Genomic DNA, 1,466 nt, shown 5'->3' on the forward strand with positions numbered 1-1,466 from the left:
AAGAATGNATTAATCATATAAAATTTAAATAAAAGGAGAAATAATATGAATATATTAATTACAAATGATGATGGAATAAGAGCAGATGGAATTATAGAATTAGCAAAGGAAATATCAAAATATCATGATGTATATATTGTTGCACCAGAGAGTCAAAGAAGTGCTACAGGACATGCTATAACAATACATAATCCAATAATGGTAAATGAAGAATTTGTTGATGATAAAATAAAATCTTTTTCAATATCTGGAACACCAGCAGATTGTGTTAAGATAGGAATAGAGGCATTATTTAAGGATATAAGTATAGATTTAGTATTAAGTGGTATAAATAATGGACCTAACTTAGGAACAGATGTTATATATTCTGGAACAGTATCAGCAGCTATAGAGGGATTTATTCAAAATAAACCATCGATAGCATTTTCATTAAATGAATTTAATGTATCTAAAGAAGAATATGCTAAGGCTTCTAAATATGCATCAAAAATAGTTAACAATATTGAAGATAAGTTACATATATTAGATGATGGCATATTAAATATTAATATACCTATTGGAGAAATTAAAGGAACTAAAATAACTATTCTTGGAGAAGTAAAATATGAAAATGCCTTAGAAGAAAGAATTAATCCATATGGGAAAAGATATTTTTGGATAGGTGGAAAAGTTAAAAACCTTGAACAACATGAACATAGTGATATAGCAGTAGTTCAAGATGGATATATAAGTATAACTCCAGTAAATATAGATATGACAAATAGTAAAAAAATAGATATATTAAAAGAATCATTATTATAATTAATTTAAAAGTTATGAGTAAAATTATTATTTACTCATAACTTTTTTTATTAAAGAATTAAAGTTTTTTTAGAGTAAATAATATAATGTAGAGATAGCAAATATACTATTAGTAATGTTAAAATTGCAAAAGTTAGAAAGGATACTGAAAGTAATGAGGCTAACTAGAGATAGATTGTTTTATAAAACAGCATTAAATATAGCCATTCCTATAGCTTTACAAAATCTTATAACTTTCTCTGTAAGTATGGCTGATACAATTATGGTAGGACGGTTAGGTGAAATTAACTTATCGGGTGTTGCAATAGCAAATCATTTGCAATTTATATTAATGGTGTTAATACTTGGAGTAGGAAGTGGAGCTAGCGTAATGGCAGCTCAATATTATGGTAAAAAAGATATAGATTCTATACATAAGGTAATGGCTATAATGTATAGGATATGTATCATAATAACCATTTTTTTTATTTTAGTTGCGATATTTATACCTAAACAATTTATGAATATATATACGACTGATAAAGAAGTTATACTTCAAGGATCAAAATATTTAAAAATTTTATCTATAAGTTATATATTTTATTCTTTAACAAACTGTACAATATCAGTTTTAAGATCTGTTAAAACAGTAAAGATATCTTTAGTTGTTTATAGCATAKATTCTC

General features: G+C 25.1%; 2 protein-coding genes. Both read left to right on the plus strand.

The window, feature by feature from the left end:
* Positions 1 to 45: 45 nt before the first annotated feature.
* Complete coding sequence (surE, locus tag G3997_RS03180; RefSeq protein WP_296648001.1) at positions 46 to 801, plus strand: 5'/3'-nucleotidase SurE; 756 nt, start codon at positions 46 to 48, stop codon at positions 799 to 801.
* 154 nt (positions 802 to 955) lie between these two features.
* Positions 956 to 1,466, plus strand: a 511-nt coding sequence (locus G3997_RS03185) for an MATE family efflux transporter (RefSeq protein WP_296648006.1), incomplete at its 3' end; no start/stop codon positions are given.

The organism is Romboutsia sp. 13368 (assembly GCF_018336475.1).
Taxonomy (GTDB): Bacteria; Bacillota; Clostridia; order Peptostreptococcales; family Peptostreptococcaceae; genus Romboutsia.